Consider the following 22831-nt stretch of genomic DNA (forward strand, 5'->3'; position numbering starts at 1 on the left):
TATTTTAAACATCATTCATCAGATGAAGAAACTGCATTTTTTATTTGCTCTTCCAATTCCAAACGATATTCTAAAATTTGGTACTTATTCCAGCTTAATCTATTCGCCATATAACGAATCACTTCGTCTTTATACTTATTAACTAGATCAATTTGAAAATATAAAAATCCAGTTCTCCTAATAAAAAAGTCGACTGGCTTTACAATCATTTCGTTTTGAATTCCATATTCTAATTGTAAAAATAATGATAGTGGTAGATTAGAATCATTTTTCAATTCACTAAATGATATATTCATTAAATGTTCTATATTCGATCCGTATATTTTACTTAATCTTTTATATTCCGATTCATTTAATCCAATTGCAATACCAGCAGATGAAAATCGTTTTTTAAAATAATTAAAACCTTTTGATCCCCCAACATCGCCACCGGATATTGGTAAAGTTTTAGTCTGACATTCTTTAAATCTATTTTCTTTATCTTTTGTAATAAGGTCTACAATTGTCTCTGCCATTTTCCGGTAGCCTGTTAACTTTCCCCCAGCTATTGAAATTAACCCAGAGGATGATTCCCAAATCTCATCCTTTCTTGAGATTTCAGAAGGATCCTTACCTTCTTCCAAAATTAAAGGACGAATGCCAGCCCAACTTGATTCAACGTCAGTATCTTCCAGCTTTATTGTTGGAAACATATACTGAACGCAATTTAATATATATTCCCTATCATCATTACTTACTTTTGGATTAGCGGTATCTCGATCAAAAAAAGTATCTGTTGTACCAATATAAGTCTTTCCATCTCTTGGAATGGCAAAGACCATCCGACCGTCCACCGTATCAAAATAGACAGACTGATTTAAAGGAAACTTTTTATGATCAATTACTAAATGAACCCCTTTTGTTAGTCTAAGATTTTTATCACTTTCTAATCGTTCCATTTCCCTAAGTTGGTCAACCCATGGTCCGGTTGCGTTAACAATCCTCTTTGCCCGAATTGTAAAAGGTACTTTCGATATTAAATCGATTGCTTTGACTCCTACTATTCTATTATTTTCATAGATGAAATCTGTCACTTTTACATAATTGATTGCCTGTGCTCCGTGTTCAACTGCTTTTTTTATAACTTCTATTGTAAGGCGAGCATCATCGGTTCGATATTCAACGTAATATCCTCCAGCTTTAAGCCCCTCTCTTTTAATTAATGGCTCCTTTTCGATCGTTTCTTTTCGATTTAACATTTTCTTTCGTTCATCTTTTTTTACACCAGCTAGGTAGTCATATAATCTAAGGCCAATAGAAGTAGTAAACTTACCAAAAGTCCCACCCTTATATATGGGAAGTAGCATTCTTTCAGGTGTAGTCACATGTGGACCAATTTCATAAACAATTGCACGTTCTTTGCCAACCTCTGCTACCATTTTAAATTCATACTGTTTTAAATATCGTAAACCACCATGAACTAGCTTAGTAGAACGACTAGATGTACCCGATGCAAAATCCTGCATCTCAACTAGGGCCGTACTCATCCCTCTAGTAGTAGCATCAAGTGCAATACCACAACCTGTTATTCCTCCACCAATCACTAATAAATCGAACTCTTTTTCAGCTAATGTTTTCTTAATCCTTTTCCTATTTAAACTTGAAAATTGTTCGTCCATTGTAAAACCTCACTTCAACAAATTTTCTAGTTGTCATAAAAAAGCGACACAAAAAAAATCAATTTAAAATGAAAAAGGACCGCTACAATTACATCTGCATGTAGAAAGGTCCTAGAGTTTCGAATTAAAAAATAGTTAAGCCGTTTACTTATTTAAATGCTAAAGTTGCATGAACTGCTTTTTTCCAGCCTGAATATAGCTCATTACTTAATTCAGTTGTCATTTGTTGTTCCAAGCATCGATCCATTTGCCATTGTCCGGCTATTTCTTCTCGGTTTTTCCAAAATCCGACTGCTAAGCCAGCTAAATAAGCTGCACCTAAGGCTGTTGTTTCATTTATTAAAGGCCGCTCGACAGGTACATTTAAAATATCACTTTGAAATTGCTTCAGCCCTCTAAACAGGTCAAGGAAAAATAGGAACTAGATTTTTATATAATCTTTGTCTTAATTTCTGTGAATAAATTGTGTTGATTTCCACTACAAGAATCGCTTTCCACGGGGCGCGACTTAAGCCTCCTCGTTCCTGCAGGGTCTCAGGCTTCCCGCATTTCCAATAAAAATTATACTTATATTCACTTAAATAAATATTCTATTTAACATATAATGATTCCTTTCTTACTACAAATAGCTTAATTTCATTTATTAAGGACAGCTTTTTCTTGATTATTTCTTCCCTATCCAAATAAAAAAACCTACTAATATCATAGTAGATTTTCTTACTTAGTATAAAATTCTTCATTAAATCTATTTTATAATTAATTTATTGTAGTTTAACGTTATTTCTTAGGAAATAATGTCGGAAATATACTTTATCTTCTTGGGGAAATCACCAAATGACTTTCTTAAGTGGCTACGATAGCTTGGCATTTAACTGTTTTTTGAAGAGGTCATAATTGGTAAAGATACTTCAAAACTAGTCCCTTCTCCTTTTTCACTTTGAACTTTGATTTTCCCACCATGTTCTTCAACAATCCATTTTGCAATTGATAAGCCAAGTCCAATTCCATTTTTGGATGTACGTGAAACATCCTCCTGGAAGAAACGGTCAAATATTCGAGGAAGGTTTTCTTCTTTAATTCCGACTCCGCTATCTATAACCTTAATTAGAAAGTTATTTTTCACCTGTTTACAGCTAATTTGAATCGTATCATTTTCGTTTGTAAATTTCATTGCATTATCAATTAAAATCACAAGTAATTGGTGAATTCTTTCTTGATCACCAAAATAAAAATACGTATCTTTAATTGATAAAAATATTTCTTTACTTTGAAATGAAATGATTTCAGTGAAGTGTGAAACAACTTCTTCTAGCAATTCATTTAAGGAGAATATTTTTTTATTTAATTGTATTTGCCCTGAATCTGATCTAGCTAAGGTTAATAAGCTTGCTACTAGTTTGGAAAGTCGCCTATTTTCTTTTAACATAATTGAAAAGTCTTGTGCCTTTTCTTCGATTGTTGCATCTGGCTCTCTGAGCAATAACTCCAAACGAGACTGAATTACAGTTAAAGGTGTTCGAATTTCATGAGAAGCATCTGATACGAACTCTTGTTGTTTTTGCCACGCATTTGTTATTGGTACTAAGGCACGTCCAGCCAAAATATACCCTGCTACAACTGATAATGCACTTCCCAAAATCCAACCAACGATTAATATGATTAATAATGTATCAACTAAATCCTTTTCCGAGTCGATATTACGTAATATTTGCAGTGTAATTTTCCCTCGATTTGTTTCACCTTGAATTGAGATCGTTCGATAATTCATATCACCGATTTTATCATTATAAATTTCGTTTATTTTTGTAGGATACTTAAGTTCATCTTGTAAAATAATCGCATTCATACCAGGCATGGGATTTACTAATTTTTTATTTTCATCCCACATGATCATTAAAACGCGTGGATCTCGATTTGAAATTGGTAAACGGTTTGGATTATCACTATTTTGTATACGATTAATATTCCATAAAAGTGATTGATCAACTTCTTTATATAAACGATTATTTGTATATGAATAAATAATTAATGAAAGGATTCCTATTATTAAGATAAATACTACTGAATTTATAATCGTTAATCGAATTTTGGTTTTCTTAAACATCTCTTCACCTAGTCATCTTTCATAATATATCCGATTCCTCTGACAGTCTTAATCATACTACCATAATTAAATGGTTCTAGTTTTTTTCGGAGCTGATGTACATATACTTCAACGATTGCAACAGTAGTATCAGAATCAAATCCCCAAATTCTATCAAAAATTTGTTCTTTCATTAAAATCTTACCTTGGTTTTGAATGAAGTATTCTAGTAACTCATATTGTTTAATTGTTAAATGAATCGATTCATTATTTATTTCAACAGGATGCTCTTTTCCTTTTAAAATAATTCCTTGATACTTCAATGAACTATCAATTGTTAATTTACCACTTCTTCTAAGTAAAGCGTAGATTCTTGCTAGTAACTCTGGCCCTTGAAATGGTTTTACTAAATAATCGTCCGCTCCTAAGTTTAATCCTTCAACACGATCTTCTAGTGAATCTTTGGCAGTTAGAAAAAGAACTGGTGTATGTACCCCTACTTTTCTCAAATCCTTAACAATTTCAAAACCATTTTTCTCAGGCAGCATTACATCTAATACAATCACATCATATATGTTTTGCATCGCTAAGAAAAAGCCTTCTTCCCCTTCTAACGCCTTATCTACTTTAAAATCATTTGATAATAATTCAACGATTGAATTTAAAACTTCTATATGATCCTCTACAACTAAAATTCTCACTTTTTTGCCTCCATTAGACTAAAAAAAAGCGTTCATCGTATAACAACGCTCCCCTTTATATATTCAAATCGTACTGCTTGAATTGGTCTCATATTTGAAGTTCTACAGGGTCTCTAAAAAAATCACCCCAACTAATAGAGAAAATGTAATGATAATAATTGAATACAGTTTTATTACGCTTACACTTATCATACCACCAAATAAGCTAAGTACGAATGATTCGATTAAAAATTGTAATTGTATATCTGTTTCTTGTTCATGTTTACCGATTATAGCTTGTAAGTTTTATCATCCTTAATATGTGCAATAACTCTGGCTTTTCCTTAATTGCTGCTACCTGATGATCCTCCTGGTTGTTGATTGAAATAACCTCCGCCACCATTTTGTGGGAAGCCTCCTCCATTTCGGAAGTTTCTCATCATTTCCGTTCGATTATTATTTTTATAACTTAAATAACCAACTCCAATTAACGTAAAAATGCCAATTACTAAATTGATAACTAATAAAATAGAAATGACTTTAGGCGAAAACGCACCCGTAGTTGAACGGTTCTTCAAATTCGCTTTTTGTTTTTTTTCTACTAAATTTGATTCTAAATCTTCCATCACTAATCCCACTCCTTTATATTGTTTAATTACATTATGTAATAGAATCCTTAATTTTTACTTAATAACTTATCTGAAGCATATAGTAAAAAAAGAACCACCTTTATGGTGATTCCAAATTTTAAGAAGTTAGTTTTTAACTAGACTAGCAATATGTCGATTTTTAGGTATTTGTAAGCCTAAATTACCTCTCAAAGTAGAAGATTCGTACTCTTTGCGATAGATTCCTCTTTCTTGTAATAGTGGAATGACCTGTTCAGTGAAATCCTTTAATGCACTTGGAATTGCAGAATAAATCATTAAACCGTCAGCTGCTTCTTGTTCATACCACTCTTGAATTAGATTAGCAATTTTTTCAGGTGTGCCAATAAATGCACTTCTAGGAGTAGCAGCCTGTAATGCTACCTGTCTAAGTGTTAGCCCTTTCTCTTTTGCTTCTTTCTTGATCTTATCAGTATTACTTCTAAAACTATTTTTCCCTAAATCACCGATGTCTGGGAATGGCTCATCTAATGGATATTGAGAAAAGTCATGGTGCTCAAAAAATCGCCCTAAATAATCCAAGGCATTTTCAATACTAGTTAGATTAACAAGATCTAAATACTTTTGCTCTGCCTCTTCTTCCGTACGGCCAACTATAGGAGCAATTCCAGGGAATATCACAATATCATCTTTTGATCTGCCGTATGCTACTGCACGATCCTTTACATCTTTATAAAATTGCCTAGCTTCTTCTATATTATCATGACCAGTAAACACTGCGTCAGCTGCTTTAGCAGCTAATTCCTTACCGCTCTCTGAAGATCCAGCTTGAAACACTACTGGTTGACCTTGTTTAGAGCGTCCGATATTAAGAGGACCTTCTACTTGAAAATACTTCCCTTCATAATTTAATCTGTGTAGCTTTTTTGGATCAAAAAATACACCTGATTCTTTATCTCGAACAAACGCGTCATCTTCCCAAGAATCCCATAAACCTCTAGTTATTTCTAAGTGCTCTTCTGCAATTTTATATCGATCATCATGTGAAGGGTGACCATTTTTACTATAGTTTTTAGCAGAGCCTTCAAGTGGAGAAGTAACTAAATTCCATCCTGCACGCCCATTACTTATATGATCAATTGACATGAATTGTCTCGCTACAGTAAATGGTTCACTATAAGTAGTTGAGAGCGTACCAACTAGGCCTATATTCTTTGTTACTCCTGCTAATGCCGATAAGATGGTAATTGGTTCAAAGCGATTTAAAAAATGTGGTATCGACTTTTCTGTTATATATAATCCATCTGCAATAAAAACTAAATCAAATTTTCCATTCTCAGCTAATTTCACTTGCTCTTGGTAATAGGAAAAATTTACACTTGCGTCCGTTTGAACCTCTGGATGACGCCAGCCAGACATACTGCCTCCTACTCCATGAACTAGTGCTCCAAGCTTTAGTTTTTTTCTTTCTGTCATTTTTTTCCCCTCCATTAATTCGCTAATATTGCCGTATCTTTAATATTAAGTTCGTAGCTCTTAACGAATATATTTCCATTCATAAACTCATATTGTTTAGCCCGTTTAAACCCTATTTTTTCATATAACTTTATGGCAGATTCCATCATATCTGATGTGTGAAGAACGATTCGTTCAGATCCCCACTCTAATGAAAGATTGCAGCTTGCTTTTATTAATTCTGTTGCAATCCCTAATCCTCTTGCTTTAGGGGAAACACCTATTAAGCGAATAATAGGGTAATTAATCTCTAACTCAGGTAATCCATATGCTTTTTCAGCAGAGTCATAGATAAAACATGCACCTAATAGAACATTATCGACAATCGCAACAAGCTTTGTCTTAGTGTGGCTGTTATCAGTTGCATCAATAATACTATTTTTATAGTTTTCCCATTGTTCTTTTGAAAGAATAGCAGCATATTGTTCATATGCATCGATTAACACTTTTTTTATTTTATCTATTTCATTTGGTTGGGACTCTCTAATAATTAAACGATTTGAAGACATAGCCTACCTCCTCTAATTAAACTAAGCTGTATTCATACAAAATACGTTGTATTTGTTTTAAATGAAGATGAACATGTGACATAAAAGATTTAATTATGTCTTCAACTGTAACGATTGCATTTTGAGGGTTTATTCCGCTCTTCTTCCAATCATCACTTGTTAGTCTTTTAAGCAATTGACTATTGTAATATAAAATAACACGGTATGTTTCTAGTACATCTGCAATATTTCCATCGTTTGCATATTGCCCTGCAATCCATTTATCTTGATTAAAAGCAGGTAATTGAACACTTGATCCAGCTAAAACTTCCCTTAGTCGAAAGTTCACTACAAATGCATGATCTACTAAATGAGTTAGCACTTCTAAAATACTCCACGATCTTTCATTTTTCTTCCAATGCAGTTTCTCTTTTGAAAGATTGAAAGTTTTTTGCGATAGTAAATCATAAAGTTGATTAAATTCACTTATTTCAATTGATAAAGTACTCATGTATGTCCTCCTATATTTTGACTACACTTTTTGAAAGTTCATTCAGTATTGTGATAGAAAAATCTGTAAAAAATCTTATACTTAACGGGATTGCTTTTTCATCAAGATCAAATTTAGGATGATGCCACTCATATCTTCCTGAAGTTCCAAAAAATACGAATAAACCTGGAATCTCTTCTAAATAATAGGAAAAATCTTCACTTGCTGCAGATACAGACGGTTCAATTACACGTAAGTCTTGTTTAGTTGCTACATCTCTTGCAATTCGTGCTAATTTTTCATCATTAACAACAGGGGGTGGACCAGGATTCCAATTTGTATGAACATCTGTTTTAAAAGCAACACCAACAGACTTACTAATTTCATTTAATCGATTTTGAATGGTCTGTCTGACTTCATTCTTAAAAGTACGAACCGTCCCACTAAAAACCGCTTTGTCAGCGATCACATTTGATGCTTTCCCACTATAGAATTTTGTTACACTTACAACTGCATTTTCAAGTGGACTAATATTACGGCTCACAATCGATTGAAGCGACGTAACAATATGGGATGCAGTAAGAATTGAATCTAGCCCAGCCTCCGGTACCGCTGCATGGCTCGATTTCCCATTTATTTCAACAGTAAATCCGTCAGCAGCTGCCATTAAAGGACCTGATTTTATCCCAATGGTTCCAACTGTTAAATCAGGTTTATTATGCATACCAATAATCACTTTTGTATCCTTTAATACATTTGTTTTAATAATTTCTAATGCACCTTTTCCAATTTCTTCTGCAGGTTGAAATATAATCTGTACTTTTCCCGGCAGCTCACTCTCAATTTCCTTCAATAAAATGGCTGTACCTAAGATTGCAACTGTATGAAAATCATGTCCACAAGCGTGCATCTTATTCGGATTTTTTGATGAAAAAGGTAATCCTGTTTCCTCCTGAATTGGAAGTGCATCAATGTCTGCCCTAATTGCGATTGTAGGACCTTTGCGATCATCACCGATTTCTGCAACAAGACCAGTTTTTAACGGTAAAGTTAGGATTTGTATGTTATACTCTGTTAAAAGTTGAACAAGTGTCGCTGTTGTTTCATATTCTTCAAACGCTAACTCTGGAATTGCATGTAAACTCCTTCTTATTTGAATTAGCTTTTCAAGTAGCGCATCAGATATTTCAAATTTCATGGTTTCAACTCCTAAACTGTTAAGTCAAACTGTTATTTCTGTAAAAGCCTCTTTAATTAATTGAAGTGAGCGAACTCTTCTTTCAAAATCTGGAATTAATGATGTAAAAATAAATTCATCAATACCGAATTCATTTTGATATTCAAAAACCCTTTTTTGAAAAGTTTCTTTTGTTCCCTTAAGAACGTCTGCCTCTCGAACTTCTGTAGTATAGGTTTGGCCAGCTTGTTTAGCGTAAATCTCTGCTTGCTCAAGCGTGCCGACATTTACAATTTGCCCATTCCCTAATGTAACTCGCACAGTTTGTAATTGATCTGATAATTTTAGTGCTTCCTCTTTCGTTTCAGTTACAATCGTAGACAAGGCTATAATAAACTTTGGTTTTCTACCACTTTGATGATTAAAGGAATTATTATAAGCCTTGATTGCTTCCTTTGCTGCCACTGGGTCATTATTTATGAATAATGCAAATGCATATGGATAGCCCTTTTTAGCCGCAAATTTAGCACTTGATACACTTGTTCCTAATAAAAATAGCGGAACTCTAATCTGTGGTAATGGAGAAGCATGTAAAGAATCAAACGAACTTACTTCTGATGCATCCTGATATAAAAAATTTTCTAGTTCATCAATTTTCTCTTCAAGAGATTGAGGTTCTTTCAAGCTTTTTTGGAGTTCTTGGCTAGATTTTGGAAATCCGCCCGGTGCTCTTCCTATGCCAAGTTCTACTCTACTTGGTGACAAATTAGCTAATACATTAAAGTTTTCTGCTACTTTATACGGACTATAATGCTGTAACATTACCCCACCTGAACCAACAGAAATTCGTTCAGTTTTAGCAAGAATATGTGAAACAAGCACTTCTGGAGATGATCCAGCAATTCCTTGTGAATTGTGGTGCTCTGATACCCAAAATCGATTAAATCCTAATCTTTCAGCTTCTTTTGCTAGATTTATAGTGTTTATAAGTACTTCATTTGCAGTTTGACCAGGAAAAATAATACTTTGATCTAAGAATCCATATTTAAGTCCCATATTCTTTCCTCCATTTTTTTAAATATAGTACATGTCTTCCTCTGAAAATCGTTTTAAAAACTGAATTGTTCTTTCTTCTTTAGGTGATTGAAAGATAGTCTTTGGATTCCCTTCTTCAACAATTATGCCGCCGTCCATAAACACAACATGATTAGCAACATCCCTAGCAAATGCCATTTCATGTGTGACGATAATCATTGTAATTCCTTCTTTTGCTATTTTTCGTATAATCGCTAGTACTTCACCTACTAATTCAGGATCTAAAGCAGAGGTTGGTTCGTCGAATAAAATGACCTCTGGATTTAAAGCAAGCGCCCGAGCAATTCCAACTCTTTGTTGCTGTCCGCCGGATAACTGTAGAGGGTAAGAATCTAACTTGTTTCCTAAGCCTACTTTCTCAAGTAATTCAGCGCTTTTTTTGTATGCTGCTTCCTTGGACCATTTTTTAGCTACTACTAATCCTTCCATTACATTTTCAACTACTGTTTTATTTTTAAATAAGTTAAATTGTTGGAATACCATAGCTGTTTTCTGGCGCAATGAAAGAATTTCGGTTTTTGAAGCTTGACTAAAATCTACTTTAAAATCGTCTATTGTAATTTTTCCTTTATTTGGTTTTTCTAAATAATTTATACAACGAAGTAAAGTTGTTTTTCCTGATCCACTAGGACCTAGAATTGCGACGACTTCGCCTTTATTAACAGTTAAATCTATACCTTTTAAGACATGATTTTTTCCAAAGGACTTTGTTACATTCGTTAAAGTAATCATTTCACTCCCCCTCGACTAAAGACGCTAAATCTCTTCTCTAATAAACTCGTCATTCTTTCAATGACTAATGTAATTCCCCAGAATATTAGTGCTGCTGCAATATATGCCTCAAAAAACTTCCAATTTGTAGAAGCTACAATTTGTGCCTTTGCGTTTATATCTACAACAGAAACAATAAATGCCAAAGTTGATCCATGCAGCATTCCAATAAATGTATTTGATAAATTTGGTAAACTTACAGCGAAGGCTTGTGGAAATACAATTCTTCTTAGTGCTTGTGTTGTTGTCATACCAACCGAATAAGCAGCTTCAATTTGTCCTCGATCGATATTTGTAATTCCAGCTCTAACCACTTCAGATAAATACGCACCTGCTGTAATAGAAAAGGAAATAATTGCAAAAGCTGTCATAGGAATTGATGATGAATTAAAAGCAAAATGATAATGTTTAGAAAGTGAATCTAATAGCATTGAGATTGAATAATAAATAATTAACAAGTGTGTAATCATCGGTGTTCCTCGAATAATCGTAACGTAACTAGATGCTGCCTGACTTAATATTGGAACCTTATAAATACGAACAATAGCCGTATAAGTTCCTATTACAAATCCAATAAGGACTGACAAAAAAGTTATGATCAGTGTAGTTGGAATTGCAGGTAGTATTTGTACTAATGCCTCCCAAATAAATGAGAAATCTAGTTTCATAATCTCGTACCCTCTTTCACAACAACGACATCGCGATTCATTTTTCCAAATAAGTTACGGATTTTAAAAGTTTTTTCTTTCTTTTCAACACTTGTTCTTTCATATTTTCCAAACCGGTTTTCTAATAAGATAAATCCTTTTTCAAGAAAGGCACTTAAAATAAAATAAACGAGAGCAAGTGCAAGATAGGATTCAATAAAATGACGATTTAGTAAACCTAATGTTTGTGATTGCCCTGTTAACTCTATTACCCCGAGAGTAAATGCTAATGATGTATCTTTTAGTGTTCCTATTAATAAGTTTCCTAAAATAGGGATCCATATAGCGAATGCTTGTGGTGCTAGGATTCTCTTAAAAGCCTGATATCCGTCCATTCCAACAGAATAAGCTGCTTCAATTTGCCCTCTATCTACAGCACTAACTGATGCACGAATACCTTCTGAAATAAAAGCCGCACTGTGTAATCCGTATGTTAAAATGACAAAATATAAAACATCAATTCTACTAACATCTACATCTACTAGTTTTAATAGCTCAGGTACGCCATAATAAATTAAAAATAATTGAATTAAAATTGGAGTTCCTCTAAAAAATGAAACATATATTTGCGAAATTCTTTGAAAAATTGGTACCTTATACATTCTAGGTAAGGCTACAAGTAAGCCAAAACCTAACCCTACTAAAATAGAACTCCCTACAATGATTAACGAAATCTTTATAAAAGGTAGTAATTTAATAAAATATTCAAAGATCAATCCAGCTTTAAAATCAGCACCCATTCCTTCTCACCCTTTGGTTTTAGCTTTAATTTTCTGTAAAATCAGCACCTAACCACTTTTTGCTTAAGTTAGCAAGTGTTCCATCTGCTTTTATTTTTAATAGTGCTTCGTCAATTGCATCTGCTAATTTTTGATCTTTTGTATCATTTTTTCTAAAGGCAAATAATACATCAGCCTCAGTCAAAGCTGACCCTACTGTTTTCAATTCACCTTTTGGATCAATCAAAGATAAGGTAAAATCTGCAGCAACTGTAGCATCTACACGCCCTGAAGTAATTTGCTGTACAGTATCATTTGCTCCACCATTCTGATAAACAATTTTAATAGCGTTATTATGCTCTTTATTATAGTTTTCAAGAATTTGTGCTTCTGCACTTGTAGCGGATGTTAATACCTTTTTGCCTTTTAAGTCATCAATTGATTGAATTGAATTATTCCCTTTTGCAACAACTATTTTATTTTTCCAATGCGCATAAGCTTCTTTGTTAAATAAATACTTCTCTTCCCTCTCTGGATTTTTTTCAATTTCATGAGCAACAAAATCTATTTTCTTAGTTTCTAGACTTAACAATAAGCTCGAAAATTCATATGTTTTTAAATCAAACTTGTATTCTGGCAATCTTTTATCAATTTCTTTTACAAGTTCAACATCAAAACCAGTTAAATTTCCATCTTTATCGATAAAGCACACATTAGGAAATTGTGTACCAGTACCTACAACAATTCTTTGAACTTTTGAATCAGTAGCTGTTGCTGCCTCTTTATCTTTATTTTTTAAAGCAAATGTAATGATTAAAACTACGACTGCCAAGGATACAAATGTAATCACAAACTTTTTCATTCCCATTTCCTCATTTCTGAATAATTTTTTTAGGGTCTTACTGCTAGCCAAATTAACTCTTCTGATAATTCTTCAGCTGCTTTATTTAATCTCTCTGTTAATTCATTAGATAATGAAAAATAATTTTGATAATCTCTTATTACCCAATCATCAATTGCATAAACACCAGTAACAAAATGATTTCCCCCAAGAACAGAGAGAACTGGTTTTAATGCATAATCTAAACTGAGTAAATGGGCAATTGTACCACCGATGAAGACAGGAAGGACAACTTTATTTTTCAAGCCATTCTGAGGAATTAAGTCTAAAAATATTTTTAATAAACCTGAATAGGAGGCCTTATAGACTGGTCCTGCAATAACAACCCCGATCGAATTCTCAATTTTATTAAGGGCTTCTTTAATTTCTTCATTACTAAAATCGCTCTTAATTAAAGCTTCTGTTGGCAAATCCCCAATATTTACTTGGCATACTTTAATACCTTCATTAGTCCACTTTTCTTTTACAAATTGGAGTATGCCATTCAATCTTGAGTTTGGTGATGAGCTAGCAGAGATAATGACAATATCCTTCAACGTGTTCCCCCCTTTTTAAAAAACCAACATTCCTTATAGGTTAACTAGGAATTAATTGTTATAAACTTTATCACTGACAGAATATTTAGTCAACGTAATTTCCAATAGAACTTTTCTATCGTTTTATTAAATATTTGAATTAGCTCATTAATTTTATTGATCCCTTAAGCACAATCTAGTTGATTGTCAATTGAGGATACCCCCAAATTCTTATATTTGGTTATATTTTTAGCTTGTTAAAAAAGAAAAAAGAGTTGGCTATTTCACCAACTCTTTGCTTAATTCAACTATTTCATTCATTAAATCTGTATACTCTCCACGATTACAGAAAATATTTGTTTGCAGAAAAATTCCCTTTGTTTCTTCAATATGTATTGGAAATAGTATTCCTTCTTTAGCTTCTTTTTTCACACTGATACTAGGCAAGAAAGCAATTCCAAATTGTTCTATAATAAGTTTTTTTGCCATCTCCGAACTATCAGTATGAATCCTAATATTTGGAGGAGCCTCTAGATTTTCAAATAAACGATGAATTCTAAGCCAATCTAATGAACCGCATTCAAAGAAAATAAGATTTTCCTGAGCGATATCTTGAATTGTGATCGATTTTTTTGAAATAAACGGATGGTCTTTATAAACATAAAGCGTAATTGGATCTTCAAATAATTTAATTGATTGTAAGCTAGGGTGACTAGTTTTCCGAACAAAACCTATATCAATTTCATTATTTAACACTTTACTAATTAATTCATCACTCTTACCCGTAATAACTTTATAATGTAAATCTTCATTTCTTACCGAAAGTTTTGGCAAAACTTCTGAAATAACATAGTTTGAAACCGAAACAGTGCAGCCAATTTTCAATTCATTATTGTGTGATTTTTTTTGATTAACGTGCATCTTCCCTTTTTCGTAAATATGAACTAATTGTTGAGCATACGGTAAGAAGCGCTTCCCCTCTTCTGTTATATTAACTTGTTTACCGGAACGGTGAAAAAGCTGGCAATTTAATTCTCTTTCTAAAGATTGAATTCTAGCTGTAACAGTTGGTTGTGATAGAAAAAGTGATTCTGCAGCTTTGTTAAAGCTACCATAGTGAATTACATGGATGAACGCTTCTATATTTTCAATATTAATTTCTTTCACATCCTTAAATAACAGTTTAGTTATATACATTAACTATTCATCTTTATTCAATTTGGGATTTAATCTTACTACTTATTTTTTTAAAAAATTATCATTAAGGAAGTCTATTAGAAAATATTATTTTTATATTTTAATCTTTAAATATTCTTTGAAGCTTCATAAAATCCTTTTTTATTTACTACATTCTAAATAGTTGATTATACATTTTTCTAAAATGAAAGTTTATTTTACAAAATTATATAAAACTATTTAAGATGATTAAAAGAAAACCCAAGTTCTTATATAGAACTCAGGCTTTTAGCATAGAATCATTGTTTTATTAATATAATTTCAATTTTGGACTGATAGAACGAAGATTATACTTTAATTTAAATAACCCGCTACTAGTCGATAAATCAGTTTTTTAAAATAATAAACGTATAAACAAAATAAGTACAAAAATAATAGTGGAACTCTAAATCATTAGTTATTATTAAATAAAAAATTACGATAATTTAACTTTTCGTACTACTTGGATCTTGACGTGTTTAGGTATATCACCTTTAATCGTCACTTCTCCATTTGATAAAGGAATTTTTGCTCCCCATCCATTTTTGAATTTTTTAATTTTTACTTGAAGTAATCTTATTTCCACCTGACCTAATCCAGATTTGTTTTTTACTTCTAATTCTGGTGTTTTTGCATTACCAATATTATGTAGAAGTAGTTTTACTCTAATTAGAGGTTCTTCATCGCTTTTTACGATTACATACGCGTTCCCTTGTTCATCCTCTTTAAATTGGTCGTAGGTTACTGAAAAACCTTTTGTACTTAAGTAAATTTCTCCATCATCATTTACTTTGTAAACTGGTGAAAACATATGTCTCTTCTCCTTGCCGTATATTCATAATTATGTAAAATAAAGAAAACTTCGATTGACCAGCCTTTTTAGGCGAAGTCTAGAGACGTAGTGAATTGCCTACTACGCCAGATTATATTTCATAAAGTGCAATAAAAAATTGACGATGAAATAATTAAATTATTTTTACGTCAATTCTAATATTAGTATGGCTTAACTATTAAAAAATGTTCTTTCCAATATTTAATATGTTTAAAATATGATTCTTATTACATCAGACAGATTATTCTAGTTTATTAAAAATAATTATAAATTGCAATTTTTAAACTCTGAAATAAATAGCTAATTTATGGAAATTCCCATTCAAAATAAAGCCATTATTTTACATTTAAACTTAGTTCTAAAACATAGAATTTAATGAATAAATATGCTATTGTTCTAATGAATTATTTAAAAATTTAAAATAGAATTTTTTATCTAAATTATGAAATTAAAAAAGGAAGAAGGAACGTCAGTTGATTTACAGTAAACAAGATGTGCTACACAATGAAACCCAAAGCATTAAAAATGGAGCTGCATCTACAATCGCAATTAGTTTATCAAATAACTATTTTATATTGTTTGCTATTGCAATTTTAGGTGCTACCAATTATCAAGTTGGTTTAATTTCTTCCTTACCTTCAATTGTCGGAATGGCCGCAATGCTCCCAGCTGCTTTTATGGTTAATAAGTTAGAAGAAAAAAGAAAGTTCACTGCCTACTCTATTTTCTTTACACGTTTTTTTCTATTAATAATGGTTTTTCTTCCATTTATTAAATCAGAGCATATCGCATGGTTTTTTGTTATTTTAATTGCATTAATGAATTTCCCTGGCACATTTCTAAATTTAAGCTGGCAAGCATTTATTGGTGATTTAATTCCAGCTGATCGTCGGAACACATTTTTTGGCAATCGAAATAGAATACTAACATTTACGGGTATGATTGTAACGCTTGTAGCAGGAATATGTATGAAGTCCATTAGCCCAAAAAGTGCCCTTCCATTTCAATTACTTTTTTTATTTGCATTTATATTCGGAATGATTGAGTTCTTTTATATATTGAAACATAAAGAGGAGAAGCAAAAAATTGAAATTTCGAATCATTATTCTCCTTTTTCAAAACATCTCTTTCAGTATAAACCCTATATAACATTTTTAATTTGTGCTCTATTTTTTAACTTCGCGTGGCAAATGGCATGGTCTTTATTTTCGATTTATCAAATAAGATTTGCTCATGCAACTGCTTTTTGGATTAGTTTATTTACTGTAAGCAACCAACTTTCACAAATCGTTAGCTTTCGTTGGTGGGCAAAGATGGCAAATCGTTATAGTAATACTCAATTATTAATTTGGATTTCAATCGGAATGGCATCTGCACCTATTTTAAATATTTTTTCAACAAATTATGTATACTTATTTATCGTAAACTTTACATCAGGATTTTTTGTATCTGGTACCGTATTAATATTATTTAATAGCTTATTAGAAGCTACTGAAGAAGAACATCGAACTTCTTATATTGCTAATTATAATTTCCTACTTTCAATCGTTGCCTTCGTCGCTCCACAATTTGGTGTTTTTTTACTTGAATCATTCAGTATGAATATTGCTATGATTATTTCAACGATTTTCAGAGGATTGGCGGGAGTATTATTTGGCGTGATGGCCTATAAAATGGCACATCCAAAACAATTAGATTATAAGCAAAATAAAATATCTCTCTAGAATAAATCTAAAGGAGTTCAAAATATTGAACTCCTTTATTTATGGCTTTAAAACCACTTTATTTCAATTATCTTCTTTATTATTAAAAATATGATAAGCATGATTTATTTGCACTTTTCAAAAAATTAATTACACCTTTTAATCAAGCCTTCAAAACTGTACATTACTTACAAATATCGTTTTATTAAAATTATTCATTTTAATCAATGCTCTTTTTATAGGCAACAGAATGACTATAAAATCATACTTTAATTAATGTGATATTTATTAAATTAACACTATTAGAAGTTACTGTTATTTTTTAGTAAAATTGGCTATTCTTAAAGATTCAAATCCAAATTAATTTGATACTATAAAATTAGTACGATTTAGGAAAGGATATTGATATGACTATAGATTATCGTTTTTATGAGAGTCCAACAGATCTTGATTTGCAGTATGATTTTTGGAATAAGATGACCGAATCTCTACCATATGCTTGGAAACCAACTTTATCTCCAAAATTATTTGAACAACAATCTGAGTTTAATGAAAAATCTAGATGCTTTGCTTTTGACGGGGATCAGCTTGTCGGTTATATGAGTTTCTCTGGTAAAGGAGAGTTTGTTTCATTAGGCTATCCATGGGTATTACCTGAGTATGAGGATACTGTGCGGGATGAATTGTTTGAAAGAGTTTATCAATTTGCTGTTAGTGAAGAATACGGTGGAAAATTATTTGCACAGCGATTTAGAGTACAGTGGTCAAAACAAATAGATTATTTCTTATCAAAAGGCTTCAACATTACCAATCGTACACAAATAGTTGGTGCTCATTATCCACTTCTTATAAAAACAATTCACAGTATTCCTGGATTTTCGTATGAGATAAAAGATCAATTTCAATTTAATGTTTGGAAAGATTTAAAAATGAAGCAACAAATTCTTACAAATGAACAAGTTGCCATGATGAATGAGTATTATAGCTCAATTGAATTCGACTATGCAGTTGAATGTAAGCTTGAAAATCAAGTCATTGCTTATTTCGGTATGACAATACGACCAGATACTGGTTATTCAGAAATATTAGCTGTAGCTTATACTGATGCTGCTATACCTTATTTTTATGATATAATGTCGATCATCCATAATGAAAACAACAATCGAAAAGTTAAAGCAGTTACGATTACTAAATCACAAATTCCTAAAAGTGTATTACAAGAAAAACTTGGCTTTACTCCATTAACTGAAGATGTGATGATGCACAAGAGACAGGGTTAAATGGCAGAAAAGATTCATTTAAAAAAAGAGATTCCAAAAAGATTGGAATCTCTTTTTTAGCTTACTGTAAAGTCATAAGTTCCACTTTCCACTCCATTGATCAGTATTGTGATGCTATGTTGGCCTGGGTAGTGCTTTCTTGTTGATAAGTTTTTGAATGAGTGTGTTTTGTTATATGATAATGTTTTGTCATTTTCTATTGTGTTTTCGGATATTTTAAAGATTTTTCTTGTACGGTTACCTTTTGACTTTACATAATCAATTGCGAATTCGATTCTAAGTTTTGTAGTGGTCGGTTCGTTACTATGAATCGTAAATGAAAAGTTCAAGTCTCCACCAATTTCGATCTTGTCTGATTGTAATTGGAATTGGTCTATATGGATTGCTTTAGTCGTTTGGAATCCAAAAATTGTCAAAGCTTCTATATTACCCTTTTTTAATAGGGTTCTACATGCGTGCTTTATAATCCAATTAGTATGTGGATTTTTACCGTACCATTCTTTCGCAATCTTTAATACTAAAGTTGGGTGATCTTTTGAAATATCGTTTAAATTATTCGCTACACTTTTGCGTACATATAATGACTCGTCTTCTTTTAAATTTTCTAGTATAGGAAGAATTGGAGTTGGGTCGTTTTTTAGACTTTTTAGAACCATCCCCCATGGTAACTTTGGACGACATCCTTCACTTGCAAGTCTTCTTACATGTTCGTTTGGATGAGTAGACCATTTTATCATTTGCGTCATCATTCGTTCTTGGTCTTGTACAATGAACGGTCTAACAGCAAATTCTGCTGTTGAGTGCTGTGTAAATATTTCTAGGGCTTCTATTGATTTTTCCCAATGATCTAACCCGTACACTTCAACATAATCAGGAAAAATAATACTACTTAATTGGCCCCTTGGAAATTTATCTAATATACTACTTAAAATCTCTATTGATTTTTCAAATTTGTTTGGAAGTGTCTCCCCCAAACAAATCGTAATATGTCTCATTCTTTCCTTTAATGTTTTTTCTGTCCAACTTTCATCGAAAACCTTATCCACAAATGTTTCACGATTAAAATCTGTATAAACATTACTGATTTCATTTGCAATTTTTGAAATTAACTCGTAGTTATATAGATCTTTTAATGCGTCTGCCATATTAATTCTCCATATTTTTATTTCAAAAGATTCATTAAATTATCTCACCTAATAAAGTAAATGGCTGTAAGATTTGCCTTTTTAATCCTTCAATCGCATCCTTTTTAATAATTGCTAGAGCACATGTCGCGGGACCTGCTGATTTATGTAATGGGATACTAGATTGATTTACTAATTTTATATCGATATTATTTGTTTCCATTAATAGATTCAATTCATACAAAACGCCTTTTGAACCGATAGGTAATAGATCTGCGACATCTTCGCATTTAATTAATTGCTTTAATGAATTAAAATTGATGATTTCGTTTTTATTTTCATTTAAATCCTCTAATACTTCATTTCCTACTTTTGGATAACCAATTAAAATGACAATATCACCTGAAATGACTTCTCTTCTATTAAACGGATTATAAATTTCTCCCATTAAAGTAATACCTAAACCTGTTTGTTTTGTTGGAATATTTTCTTCTGTACTTCCAGTAATATTTATTTCTAAGTTGTCTTCATAAAAATTAGCTTCATTATATTCTTTTATCGCTTTTTCAATCCCTTTTATTATTCGCTTACCTCTTCCGTTCATTTCTACACATAAAGTATTAATTAAAACAGTAGGCTTAGATCGAAATGCTAATGTTTCAACTAAACATAATTTTGCCGTTAAATACCCTACAATTTCTTCATCAACTTTTATGAAATCAAGCTCACTCATCCCAATTCCACCGCAGCTATCACAAGCAATTGTAAAATAACGCTCCTTATCAATATGCATTAAAGTTAAATCTCTATATTTTGAAATTTGCACGTTTCATCACCTTTTGAAGTATAAATGCTAAAACAATATTTGCCGCTGAAGCTAAAGTCAATGGCACAACCATTAAGATAAAAAAACTACTAATCGTCTTTGCCGTAAACGAGTGATTCAAATAAGCAATTAATAGACCACTTAATAATGTTGCCACCGGACCATTTAAAATAATTGCTACGACCATTGCGATGTATTGATTCATTTTTTTAAATAATACGCCAAAAATCCAAACAATCACAAGCATTTGTATTGCGATAAATAGATGCACTGGTACTGTAAATGGAAATCCAGACGTAATTGCTGTTAGAAGATGACCTAGTGCCCCTACAATCCCGCCTGCTATTGGTGAAATCATCATAGCAGCTAGAAAAGCCGGCAATGAATCAAATGCAATAGAATAGACTATTTTTATATTAGATAGTACTGCACTTAATGCGATAAATAATGAAAGTAAAACAATTCTTTTTGTGTTCAAGTTTCTCCATCCTCTTAATTTAGTTGAATGATATTTTTTAAAAATCCAAAACCATCATTATGCTCAATTTCAATAATACATCCATTACTCGTATAAAATTTCCAGAAATGACTTAAATCTAAATGAAGTAAATTTAAGAGTAGTAGCTTCATAATTCCTCCATGTGATACAACTATTACATCTTCGTTTTTTGATCTAATGTCATGACAAAATTTATTAACTCTTTCTGCACACTGCTTTAAGCTTTCCCCATTCGGAATTTGAAAATGAATCAAATCTTTATTCCACTTTTCTAAAACTTCAGGCACTTCATTTAAAAGATCAGAATATGTTTTCCCTTCAAATTGCCCAAAATTTGTCTCTTGTAACCGATAATCAACTATTTTCGATTCTCCTATTAAACCTTCAATCGCATCACTTAATAAAGTGCATCTACGAAGTGGACTAGAATACAAAGTATAGCGTGAAGTAGGCTCAATCATCTTCGTAAACTGGGTTATCACACTATCTATTTGACTTAAACCTTTTTCTGTTAAATCAAAATCAGTCAAACCTGCGTAAACCTTTTTTCTATTTCCAATGCTTTCTGTATGTCTAATTAAAAATATTCTCATACTAATCTCTCACCTATAACCGCAAAAATTAAAAAGCATAATTGAGAAACTTCAATTGTAAATCCAATTACATCCCCTGTAATGCCATCTAGTTTCTGATTGATTCTTTTCGTTACAAAAGTAATAAAAATAAACGTGACACATACAGCAAAAATAATGGCTATTTCATTGATTAAAATACTGCCTACACAAATAAGTAATAGATAGACAATTAGAACAAATAATGAATTAGATTTTTTGGCTTCGATTATAAATTGGCTTCCAAATCCTTCATTTCTAGCATAAGTACTGATTCTGCATGTAAATAAAGCAATGCATCTTCCAATAATCGGAAATAAAAAAATAACAAATGTAGTACTTTTTGATAAAAATAACCAATCTCCTAAAAATAAAACAATTAAGGAAATTACCCCAAATGCGCCAATGCGACTATCTTTCATAATTTCTAGTATTCTTTCTTTTGGACGATAACTAAAAATTCCATCTGACGTGTCAGCTACTCCATCAAAATGTAATCCACCTGTTAAGAATAAATAGACTATTAAAATAAGAAATGCATTGGCTTCTTTGTCCAATATCAGTGAAATTCCACTATTCAAACTAACAAGGATTAAACCAAATAACACACCTACTAATGGAACCAATCTAATTCCTTTTCCTAGTTCGGCTTCAATAAAAACGTAATTTTTAACCGGGATGGTTGAAAAAAAACTGACGATCATTTTAAAACGATTCATATTGGTACTCCTACTTTATTCTTAATGGTATACCAGCTGTAACGAGTATAACTTCTTCTGCTCTCGAAGCAATTTTTTGATTTATACGCCCAGCAATATCTCTAAAAATCCTTCCTAGTCGATAAGATGGAACAAGTCCATAACCTACCTCATTGGATACAACTATCAATGTCTTACCTTGCTGATCACAAACGCTTACCAACTCGTGCACTTCATTTTCTATATCTATTTCTAGTTTATTTATTTGCTCATTATTAATTGTTTCAAAATCAATATCAGTATAATAATCAAACATTAAATTTGTAATCATAACTGTCATGCAATCTAAAATAACATACTTAGATTGTAAAAATGCTTCATTCATTTTTAACTGATTAAATTGTTTATATCGTTCAACAGTATGCCATTCAATCGGACGATCATCTTGATGTCTTTTAATTCTTTCATTCATATCTCCGTCAAATGGTATGGCAGTCGCAATATAAACTACGTCATTTGCGTTTGTTGGTAACTCTTTTACTCGTCTTTCTGCATAGGAACTCTTTCCACTACGAGCTCCACCAATTACAAGAATCACTCTCTTCACTCCTTTTTTGAGATCTTAATATCTAGGTC

At 31.8% G+C, this 22831-nt stretch carries 24 protein-coding genes and 1 pseudogene; 2 read left to right on the forward strand and 23 right to left on the reverse strand.

The window, feature by feature from the left end:
- Nucleotides 1-11 precede the first annotated feature (11 nt).
- The 17 genes and pseudogenes from BM319_RS17225 to BM319_RS17305 form a co-directional block, all read right to left on the reverse strand.
- The gene (locus BM319_RS17225) at nt 12-1658 is read right to left on the reverse strand and encodes a glycerol-3-phosphate dehydrogenase/oxidase (protein WP_091023812.1); all 1647 of its coding nucleotides are present in this window, start codon (nt 1656-1658) and stop codon (nt 12-14) included.
- A 148-nt stretch (nt 1659-1806) separates the two neighbouring features.
- Nucleotides 1807-2049, reverse strand: a pseudogene (locus tag BM319_RS17230) (glycerol kinase); the annotation flags it as partial.
- 477 nt (nt 2050-2526) lie between these two features.
- A complete protein-coding gene (locus BM319_RS17235) occupies nt 2527-3762 on the reverse strand; it encodes a sensor histidine kinase (RefSeq protein ID WP_069032828.1) in 1236 nt (411 codons plus the stop codon).
- Between the two features lie 8 nt (nt 3763-3770).
- Nucleotides 3771-4442, reverse strand: a complete 672-nt coding sequence (locus BM319_RS17240) for a response regulator transcription factor (protein ID WP_091023813.1) — start codon at nt 4440-4442, stop codon at nt 3771-3773.
- 323 nt (nt 4443-4765) lie between these two features.
- Nucleotides 4766-5047, reverse strand: a complete 282-nt coding sequence (locus BM319_RS17245) for a hypothetical protein (RefSeq protein ID WP_091023814.1) — start codon at nt 5045-5047, stop codon at nt 4766-4768.
- A gap of 129 nt (nt 5048-5176) precedes the next feature.
- Nucleotides 5177-6505 (reverse strand): LLM class flavin-dependent oxidoreductase, encoded by a 1329-nt coding sequence (locus BM319_RS17250; RefSeq protein WP_069032825.1) that lies wholly within the window; start codon nt 6503-6505, stop codon nt 5177-5179.
- 14 nt (nt 6506-6519) lie between these two features.
- The gene (locus tag BM319_RS17255; protein WP_091023815.1) at nt 6520-7053 is read right to left on the reverse strand and encodes a GNAT family N-acetyltransferase; all 534 of its coding nucleotides are present in this window, start codon (nt 7051-7053) and stop codon (nt 6520-6522) included.
- A 16-nt stretch (nt 7054-7069) separates the two neighbouring features.
- Nucleotides 7070-7543 carry a DinB family protein gene (locus tag BM319_RS17260; RefSeq protein WP_091023816.1) on the reverse strand — a complete coding sequence of 158 codons (474 nt, stop codon included), beginning with the start codon at nt 7541-7543 and terminating at the stop codon, nt 7070-7072.
- A 10-nt stretch (nt 7544-7553) separates the two neighbouring features.
- Nucleotides 7554-8720, reverse strand: a complete 1167-nt coding sequence (locus tag BM319_RS17265; RefSeq protein ID WP_091023817.1) for an amidohydrolase — start codon at nt 8718-8720, stop codon at nt 7554-7556.
- A 24-nt stretch (nt 8721-8744) separates the two neighbouring features.
- A complete protein-coding gene (locus tag BM319_RS17270) occupies nt 8745-9755 on the reverse strand; it encodes an LLM class flavin-dependent oxidoreductase (protein ID WP_091023818.1) in 1011 nt (336 codons plus the stop codon).
- Between the two features lie 18 nt (nt 9756-9773).
- On the reverse strand, nt 9774-10526 hold the full coding sequence (locus BM319_RS17275; protein ID WP_025569200.1) for an amino acid ABC transporter ATP-binding protein: 753 nt from the start codon (nt 10524-10526) through the stop codon (nt 9774-9776).
- Nucleotides 10523-11233 (reverse strand): amino acid ABC transporter permease, encoded by a 711-nt coding sequence (locus BM319_RS17280; protein ID WP_091023819.1) that lies wholly within the window; start codon nt 11231-11233, stop codon nt 10523-10525. The genes BM319_RS17275 and BM319_RS17280 overlap by 4 nt, the downstream gene beginning before the upstream one ends.
- Nucleotides 11230-12012, reverse strand: a complete 783-nt coding sequence (locus BM319_RS17285; protein ID WP_091023820.1) for an amino acid ABC transporter permease — start codon at nt 12010-12012, stop codon at nt 11230-11232. Before BM319_RS17285 ends, BM319_RS17280 begins: the two co-directional genes overlap by 4 nt.
- Before the next feature lie 25 nt (nt 12013-12037).
- The gene (locus tag BM319_RS17290; protein ID WP_091023821.1) at nt 12038-12853 is read right to left on the reverse strand and encodes a transporter substrate-binding domain-containing protein; all 816 of its coding nucleotides are present in this window, start codon (nt 12851-12853) and stop codon (nt 12038-12040) included.
- Nucleotides 12854-12882: 29 nt separating this feature from the next.
- Nucleotides 12883-13428, reverse strand: a complete 546-nt coding sequence (gene ssuE, locus BM319_RS17295) for an NADPH-dependent FMN reductase (protein ID WP_091023822.1) — start codon at nt 13426-13428, stop codon at nt 12883-12885.
- A gap of 258 nt (nt 13429-13686) precedes the next feature.
- A complete protein-coding gene (locus tag BM319_RS17300) occupies nt 13687-14565 on the reverse strand; it encodes a LysR family transcriptional regulator (RefSeq protein WP_091023995.1) in 879 nt (292 codons plus the stop codon).
- 493 nt (nt 14566-15058) lie between these two features.
- Nucleotides 15059-15433, reverse strand: coding sequence for a hypothetical protein (locus tag BM319_RS17305; protein WP_091023823.1), 375 nt, complete (start codon nt 15431-15433; stop codon nt 15059-15061).
- Nucleotides 15434-15927: 494 nt separating this feature from the next.
- Here BM319_RS17305 and BM319_RS17310 point away from each other — a divergent pair, with 494 nt between their 5' ends.
- A complete protein-coding gene (locus tag BM319_RS17310; protein WP_091023824.1) occupies nt 15928-17178 on the forward strand; it encodes an MFS transporter in 1251 nt (416 codons plus the stop codon).
- A 386-nt stretch (nt 17179-17564) separates the two neighbouring features.
- On the forward strand, nt 17565-18437 hold the full coding sequence (locus BM319_RS17315; RefSeq protein ID WP_091023826.1) for a hypothetical protein: 873 nt from the start codon (nt 17565-17567) through the stop codon (nt 18435-18437).
- A 56-nt stretch (nt 18438-18493) separates the two neighbouring features.
- On the opposite strand, the gene BM319_RS17320 is transcribed toward BM319_RS17315, so the two are convergent.
- The 6 genes from BM319_RS17320 to cobU are packed head-to-tail and all read right to left on the reverse strand — an operon-like array spanning nt 18494 to nt 22793.
- Nucleotides 18494-19582 carry a DNA alkylation repair protein gene (locus tag BM319_RS17320; RefSeq protein ID WP_091023828.1) on the reverse strand — a complete coding sequence of 363 codons (1089 nt, stop codon included), beginning with the start codon at nt 19580-19582 and terminating at the stop codon, nt 18494-18496.
- Nucleotides 19583-19616: 34 nt separating this feature from the next.
- Nucleotides 19617-20387 (reverse strand): hypothetical protein, encoded by a 771-nt coding sequence (locus BM319_RS17325; RefSeq protein ID WP_091023829.1) that lies wholly within the window; start codon nt 20385-20387, stop codon nt 19617-19619.
- The gene (locus tag BM319_RS17330; protein WP_025568888.1) at nt 20368-20865 is read right to left on the reverse strand and encodes an ECF transporter S component; all 498 of its coding nucleotides are present in this window, start codon (nt 20863-20865) and stop codon (nt 20368-20370) included. Before BM319_RS17330 ends, BM319_RS17325 begins: the two co-directional genes overlap by 20 nt.
- A gap of 14 nt (nt 20866-20879) precedes the next feature.
- The gene (locus BM319_RS17335) at nt 20880-21479 is read right to left on the reverse strand and encodes a histidine phosphatase family protein (RefSeq protein ID WP_091023831.1); all 600 of its coding nucleotides are present in this window, start codon (nt 21477-21479) and stop codon (nt 20880-20882) included.
- Nucleotides 21476-22216, reverse strand: coding sequence for an adenosylcobinamide-GDP ribazoletransferase (gene cobS, locus BM319_RS17340; protein ID WP_091023833.1), 741 nt, complete (start codon nt 22214-22216; stop codon nt 21476-21478). The genes BM319_RS17335 and cobS overlap by 4 nt, the downstream gene beginning before the upstream one ends.
- A 10-nt stretch (nt 22217-22226) precedes the next feature.
- Nucleotides 22227-22793, reverse strand: a complete 567-nt coding sequence (gene cobU / locus BM319_RS17345) for a bifunctional adenosylcobinamide kinase/adenosylcobinamide-phosphate guanylyltransferase (protein ID WP_217648352.1) — start codon at nt 22791-22793, stop codon at nt 22227-22229.
- Nucleotides 22794-22831 lie beyond the last annotated feature (38 nt).

Origin of the sequence: Bacillus sp. UNCCL81, from assembly GCF_900112535.1 — a bacterium.
Taxonomy (GTDB): domain Bacteria; phylum Bacillota; class Bacilli; order Bacillales; family Bacillaceae_G; genus Gottfriedia; species Gottfriedia luciferensis_B.